The 6,688-nt window shown below is 68.9% G+C and carries 4 protein-coding genes; 2 read left to right on the top strand and 2 right to left on the bottom strand.

The genetic code is table 11. From position 1 onward, the window contains the following. Both AAFU51_12440 and AAFU51_12435 read right to left on the bottom strand, forming a co-directional pair. A partial coding sequence (locus tag AAFU51_12440; protein ID MEO1572069.1) for a penicillin acylase family protein occupies nt 1–2,763 on the bottom strand: 2,763 nt, incomplete at its 3' end. A gap of 117 nt (nt 2,764–2,880) precedes the next feature. Next, nucleotides 2,881–3,762: a ParA family protein gene (locus AAFU51_12435; protein MEO1572068.1), complete on the bottom strand. Its 882-nt coding sequence runs from the start codon at nt 3,760–3,762 to the stop codon at nt 2,881–2,883. Nucleotides 3,763–4,089: 327 nt separating this feature from the next. Between AAFU51_12435 and lnt the strand changes: the two genes are divergently transcribed. Both lnt and AAFU51_12425 read left to right on the top strand, forming a co-directional pair. Continuing rightward, nucleotides 4,090–6,219, top strand: coding sequence for an apolipoprotein N-acyltransferase (gene lnt, locus AAFU51_12430; protein ID MEO1572067.1), 2,130 nt, complete (start codon nt 4,090–4,092; stop codon nt 6,217–6,219). Next, entirely contained in the window at nt 6,141–6,665 is a 525-nt protein-coding gene (locus AAFU51_12425; protein ID MEO1572066.1) for a Maf family protein, read from the top strand. The genes lnt and AAFU51_12425 overlap by 79 nt, the downstream gene beginning before the upstream one ends. The last annotated feature ends 23 nt before the right edge of the window (nt 6,666–6,688 follow it).

Here is a 6,688-nt window from a genome sequence, read left to right as displayed (position 1 = left end):
GTCGGTTCGCACTGTGTCGGTTCGCACTGTGTCGGTTCGCACTGTGTCGGTTCGCACTGTGTCGGTTCGCACTGTGTCGGTTCGCACTGTGTCGCCTGACACAGTGTTGCCTGACACAGTGTTGCCTGACACAGTGTCGCCTGACACAGTGTCTACGGCCGTAGAGCCGTCCGCCGCCGCGTCGGACGGTGGTGTGTCCCCCGAGTCGGTGCTGTCTTGCGTGGGCGCTGGCTCATCGACAGCCCCCGCTGCTGGCGTGAGCGTAAGGCGTCGGCCCTCGGGCACGGCGTCGGGCGAGACGGGCCGCTGGAGGTCGAAGTAGTCAAACGAGCGCCACACGTCGATGGCGTCGTCGTAGTGCGTGCTCAGCGGGTTGCCGGACTGGCCGCCGGGATAGACGCCGCGCCCGACGGGGCCCGACGCCGTAAACTCGACGACCATGCGCCACGACGCGGCGTGGGTGGTCGTGAACGAGGTCCAGCCGCCGCGCAGACTGCCCGTGCCCGGCGCCACCGAGCGCGAGAAGCCCGGGTGTGGGTAGGGCCCGCGCCACAGCGGCCGCAGCGCCTCCGACTGCGTGAGGTGCTGGAACTCGACGGCATGATGCTCGCCCCAGGTCCAGTCAGCCGGCTCGGGACCGTAGCGGTTCGACAGGACGCGCGCGGCCGCTTCGAGCGCCGCCCTGAGGAGGTCATCGCGGTTCTCCAAGCCCAGCGTGAACTGGATGTCCCACCAACGCGCACCGGGGTCCTCGATGAGCCGTCGGTAGAGCGTCAGGTCGCCCGGACGTAGCTCGCGGCCGTCGAACTCGTCCCAGCCAAGCGCATCGAGCTGGCGCAGGAAGAGCGCGAGCGGCAGCGCGCCCTCCGCGTCGAGGTCGGCCACGCCGTCCCAGCGGACGATGGCGTCGCGGGCCGCTGCGGCCTCGGCGCTCAGCCCCGAGAGCGTGTCGAGGAGCGGGACGTAGAGCCCGTGCTGCACGGCACGCACGTCCCCGTGGTAGCTCGCCACCTGATTCGGCGTGTGCGAGAGTTGTCCGTCGAGGAGTTGCTCGATGCGGAGGGCGCGGAAGCCCTCGCGCCAGTCGTGGCCGAGGTAGGTCGTGTCGGCCTCGCCCGTGGGCGGCTGGTTGGCCGAGAAGACGTAGCCGCTCTCGGGGTCGATGACGGTCGGGAGCGCCTCGAAGGGGACCATCGCGACCCAGTCGCCGTCGGTGCTCGCGCCATCAAGGAGGCCTGCACCGGAGCCGCCGCGTCGGATCGGATAGGCGCCGGTAGAACGGATGGCGATGCTTCCATCGGCGCTGGCGACCGTGACGTTTTGCATCGGCGTGTCCCAGGAGCGCAGCGCCTCCTGGAAGGCGTCCATCCCATCGGCGTGGATCATGTCCCAGAGCGCCTGCATCGTGCGGGCGGGCCGGTGCGCCGTCCACTGCACGGCGACGGGCTCGGGCACCTGTTCGAGGATCGGCCCCCAATGCGTGACGCCCAGCGTGGTCGGAATGGGATCGCCCCCCTTCACGTGGATCGTGTCCGGGACGAGGTCGATGTCGAGCCAGCGGCCGTCGTAGCGGTACTGCGTGCCGTCGTCGGAGAGGGTGAGGCGGTAGTGGTCGACTTGATCGCTGCCGGTGTTGGTGAAGCCCCAGGCGACGGCGTCGGTGAAGCCCGCCACGGGCAGCGGTGCGCCGGGGATGGTGACCCCGTAGACATCCATCGACGGGGTGACGAGACGGCACTCGTACCAGATGGCGGGCAGCGTCAGCGCGAGGTGCATGTCGTTGGCGAGTACGGGCCGCCCCGTGGCCGACCTCGTCCCGTTGACCGCCCACGAGTTCGATCCTTTGCCCGGGACCTCTGCGCCGCGACCCAGGATGCCGTCCGGAAAGCGCGCCACGATGTCGGCCCAGGCAAACCCATCGGACGCGCTCGTCGTGTCGGCAGGCTGCAGGGGAGCGCTGGGCGTGTCTGGCAGCAGGAAGAGCGAGTCAGGGACGAGGCTGTCGGGCGGCACCGTGCCTCGCTGGAGGTCAGCAGGCCGGAGCGCGCCGGTTCCGGGCACCACGGGTGCGTAGAGCGGCGCGAGCGACGGGAAGAGCCGCTCGTACTCCTCCGTACCGAGTTCGTCGCGGAGTTGGGTGTAGCCTGCCTTGTCGGTCCACCACGAAAGGTCATAGCTCATCGCCTGGAGCACGCGGAGCGTGTGGAGCGGCGTCCAGCGCTCAGGGGCGAGGTCCAACAGGCGAAACTCAAGCGGCAGGTCGCGGGGGTCAAGGGCGTCGGTGTAGGCATTCACACCAACGGCGAACGCTTCGAGCAACGCCAGTTCGAGGCCGCCCTCCTGCTCGATGCGCTCCAGGTTGCGCCGCGCCCCGAGTTCCATCCCGGTGCGCCGGAGGAAGCGGTCCGTCTCCACGAGGTCAGGCCCGAAGGCCTCCGCGAGCCGCCCCGCCGGCATCCGCGGCGTGAGATTGAGCTGGAAGAGGCGGTCTTGCGCGACCACATAGCCAAGGGCCTGCACGGCGTCGAGGTCGTGCTCGGCGAAGATGTGCGGCACGCCGCGCGCATCGCGCACGACGGTCACAGGACCCTCAAGGCCTGGCAGATCGAGCGTGGCCTCGTCCGGCGTCGCGGCAGCACGCGCGGTGCGGTAGAGCCCGTCGAGCGGATCGAGCCACGCGCCTACCCGCGGGATCGTCCCGAAGGCTCCGAGCAACGCCACGACCACAGCACCGGTGAGCAAAGCGAGGAGAAGAGGGCGCATCGGCGGGAAGTGTGAAGTGCAGCGGAGGAGTTTGAGAGCGCCGTAGGTTACGATGCCGGTTTGAGTTCACGCGGCACGCTGAACGTCCATCGCCTCACTTCGAACCTCGCACTTCACTTATGTCCACTGTGCGCGGGCCGCGTCGAGGTCGGCATCGCCAGGCGCGGGCGTCTCGTCGTCCGGGGCGCTGGGCTCGGGCGGCGCTGGGGGCGCGACCGGCTCAGGCGACGTGACGTTCGCCTCACCGAAGAGGTACTGCCCGAGTTCGTCGGAGGCGTTGGCATAGTCGAGCGCGCCCCGCGAGGTAATGTCCCGGTCGAAGATGGTGGCGCCGCCCTCGGCGAACTCGGCGAGTTGGGCGGAGGTGCGGATGACGTTGGCGAGGATGCGGTCGCCGTAGCGCTCGCGGAGGTAGTGGGTGTAGGCCGCGTGGTCGCGCTTGCGGGCGTCGACCTGTGTGAGCAGGAAGAACGGGTCGCCGAGCGTCGGGTTGAGCTTCTGGCGCACCGTCTGCACCGTGCGGAAGGTCTGCTCCGCCCCCACGACAGGCTGGTACTCCGGCGTGACGGGGATGAGCGCATAGTCCGACGTCACGAGCGCGTTCATGCTGAAGACGCTCACCGCCGCCGCGGTGTCGAAGATGATGAGGTCGTAGGGATGGCCGTGCTGGAGTGCCTCCTTGATCCAGAAAACGTCGGTGGGCTTGTTAAGCCCACGTTGGGCGCGCGTCATCCCGGTGGCCGCCGGGAGCAGGTCGAAGTTCTTGAGCCGCTGGATGCCGCCGAGCGCCCGGAGCGTCACCGCCGCGTCGAAGAGCGCCAGCGACGAGTCGGCGGGCATGGGGCGGCTGATGCCGAGCGTCTTCGTGAGGAAGCCCTGCGGGTCGAGGTCCACCAGCAGCACGCGCATCCCGGAGAGGCCGTAGGCGGCAGCGATGTGGAGGACGGACGTGGTCTTGCCCGTGCCGCCTTTGTGATTGACGGCGGTGAGAATCGGCATGGCAGCAGCGCGACGGCAGCGTGGGGTGAAGGGCCGAGTGGAGAGGGCGACAAAATACACGGGGCCGCGCGGTCCCGCTTGGCGATCCCGGGAGTCGCAGCAGGCTTCACGCAACGATGAGCAGGCCGCCTCGCCGACGGGCCTGCCCTGCGCCCAACCGCCTGCCGGGTACGTGAGTTGCGCGCCCACGCGGGTCGCTGGGCGCTTCTGGAACGGTTTTCCCTGGCTTCAAGGGGTCCATACGTGCTGGCTATAGCCGCGCCCCATTCCGCCGATACCAGGCGTGATCGTTCCGCTGTGCGTTCCCTACCCGCACGTCCCGTCTTTATGCCCCCCCCTGTCCAGGCTGCTTCTGGCTCATCGCACCCCTTCCGCGCTCCGGTGTGGATGTTGCTGTCGGGTGTCCTTATGGGGCTCAGCCTCCCGCCAGCAGGGCTGTATCCGCTCGCCTGGCTTGCCCTCGTGCCGCTCGTCGTCCGCTGGCTCCACAGCCCGTCACCGTGGTTGTCCTTTGGCGATGCCTACGCAGCGTTCCTCGCGATGTCGGTGGTCGGCGGCTACTGGTCGCTGCTGCATGAAGAGCCGGCTCAAGCGATGAGTGCCGGGGTGTTACTCCTCGTCCTACCCTCGCTGATGGGGCTCCCCTTTATGTTGGGCTGGGTCGTTCGCCAGCGCGTCGGTCCGGTGCTTGGCTTCGCGGCCCTCGCCGCTTCCGCCCTGGTCATGGAGCACGTGATCGGAGGCTGGGCAATCCCGCTTCCCTGGGCACAAGTCGGGCATACGCAACTCGCGTCGCTGACCTTGCTGCAGGCGGCTGACCTGAGCGGGGTGTCCGCCTTATCCGCATGGCTCTGGATCGTGGGCGGGCTGGGCGCGTGGGTCGTCGTGACGGAGAGCTACGTCTGGCCCGTCTTTACGAACCGTACGGTGGCGCTACTCGTCCTCGCCATTGCTTTCATGTTGCCGTTTCTCTACGGCACCTACCGGCTCGAACGCATCTCACCCGACGTGCGCGGCCTACGCATCGGGCTAGTGCAGCCGTCCCTCCCGCCGCAGCAGTGGCTCCACTCCGACCCTGCGGCGCGCATCGACCACCTCGCCAGCCTCTCCACCTCGCTCCTGAAGCACGGGGGCGCGCCTGTTGCGAGCGCCGAGGCTGGGTTTAGCGCTCCCTACCCTTCGCGGCCGCACACCATCGATGTGGTCGTGTGGCCGGAGCTGGCCCTTCCTGTCTACGCGGACGTGAGCCGCACGGAGCGGCTCTACCGACGGGTCAACGCCTGGGCCCAGACGCAACAGGTCACGCTGCTTGCCGGAGCCGCCACGCTCCCCGACGGCACTACGCCTGCCGCAGCCACCCAGCGGTTCAACTCGGCGTTGCTCTTTGACGCCGAGGGAGCGCTTCAGCGCAGCGACCAAACCCGTATCCACCGGGCCTTCGACGGAGCCCGCTTCGTGGAGCCCCCGACCGAGGTCCCTCAGACACAACCCCACTGGCGCATCGCGCAGGCCGAGCAACCCTTCGCGGCAGCCTCCGACAAGCAGCCACTGAGACTGCCCAAGGGCCGCCTAGGCACGCTCATCGGCTTCGAGGCGCTGTTCTCCCAGGAGGCGCGCAGCCTCGTCCGGCAGGGCGCCGACGTGCTCATGGTGCTCTCCCAGGACGATTGGTGGGGGACCCAGACCGCGTCCGATATGCACTTCGCCCTAGCGCAGCTTCGTGCCGTCGAGACCCGGCGCCCCGTAGTCGTTTCCACAGTGAACGGCGCGACGGGCGTGGTGGAGCCGAGCGGCGCGAGCCAGAAGTACGACGCGACGGAGCAGCCCATTGGCGCCTATCGCGTGCTGCTGTCGGCCTCCGAGGCCGCCTATGTCCGATACGGCAACGTGGTCCTCAGCGGCTCGTGGCTCCTGCTCGTCCTCGTGTCGATCGCCTATGCAGCGCGGACCCTCCGCCCCCACCGACCGAATAAGGCAGACCCTGTGCATCCTCCAGCCGACGACAACGAGTTCGTCTCGTCGCGCAAGGGCGGCCTCGCCTGGCCGGAGGAGTCCACGGCCTACGACGACCTCGTCCTCGATCAGGAGGATCTCAACGCGCTCCCTTCGTTCGGAGCGCTTTCGCACGCTCCGTACGCCGCCATCGAGGAGCCGTCTGTGCAGGCTCCGCCGATGCCTCCGGTGAATAGCTTTCAGGAGCGCCTCGCGGCTCCCTCGCCGTTCTTGGGCGACGGTGGCTTCGAGGGGAACACGCCGTCTGCTCCCTCCGTCACGCAGGCCGCCGCTTCCCCCCCGCCTGAAGACAACCCGTGGTACGCCTCTCCGTCCCCCTCGTCCTCGCCTCCGGCTCCCCCCGCCGACGCCGACTCCTCCGCTCCCTGGGCCTCCCCTTCGAGGTTCACGTCTCCGGTCACCCCGAAGACTTCCCCACCGACGTCCCGCCCGGAGACGCCGTAGCGCGCCTCGCGCTGGAGAAGGCCCAACTCGTTGCCCCGGCGCACCCCGAGGCGCTCATCCTGGCTGCCGACACCACCGTCGTCCTAGACGGCCGCGTGCTCGAAAAGCCGACAGACGCAGACGACGCCAAGCGGATGCTCCGGGACCTCTCGGGCGCTACGCACACGGTCTATACGGGCGTCGCGCTGCACCACCTCGCCAGCCAGCGCACGGTCCACACCGCCGAGGCCACGCAGGTCACGTTCGGCACGCTCAGCGACGCGGAGATCGACGCCTACGTCGCCACTGGCTCCCCGCTCGACAAAGCCGGGGCCTATGGCATTCAGGACGACCACGGCCCGCTGTTCGTCGAGCGCATCGAGGGCGACTTCTACAACGTGGTGGGCTTGCCGCTGCGCCGGGTCTACCGTCTGCTGCGGGAGCACTTTGGTGACTTGCTGGTTTGAGGGCTTCGCTCTCATCTCACCTC

Source organism: Bacteroidota bacterium, from assembly GCA_039821555.1.
GTDB lineage: Bacteria > Bacteroidota > Rhodothermia > Rhodothermales > Rubricoccaceae > JBCBEX01.
Note: the sequence above shows the minus strand (reverse complement) of the source record. Positions and strands in the feature narration are given on the sequence as shown.

Excerpts from the sequence above, each read along its gene's own strand:
- AAFU51_12435 (MEO1572068.1), bottom strand. The coding sequence starts at position 3,762 with ATGCCGATTCTCACCGCCGTCAATCACAAAGGCGGCACGGGCAAGACC.
- lnt (MEO1572067.1), top strand. The coding sequence starts at position 4,090 with ATGCCCCCCCCTGTCCAGGCTGCTTCTGGCTCATCGCACCCCTTCCGC.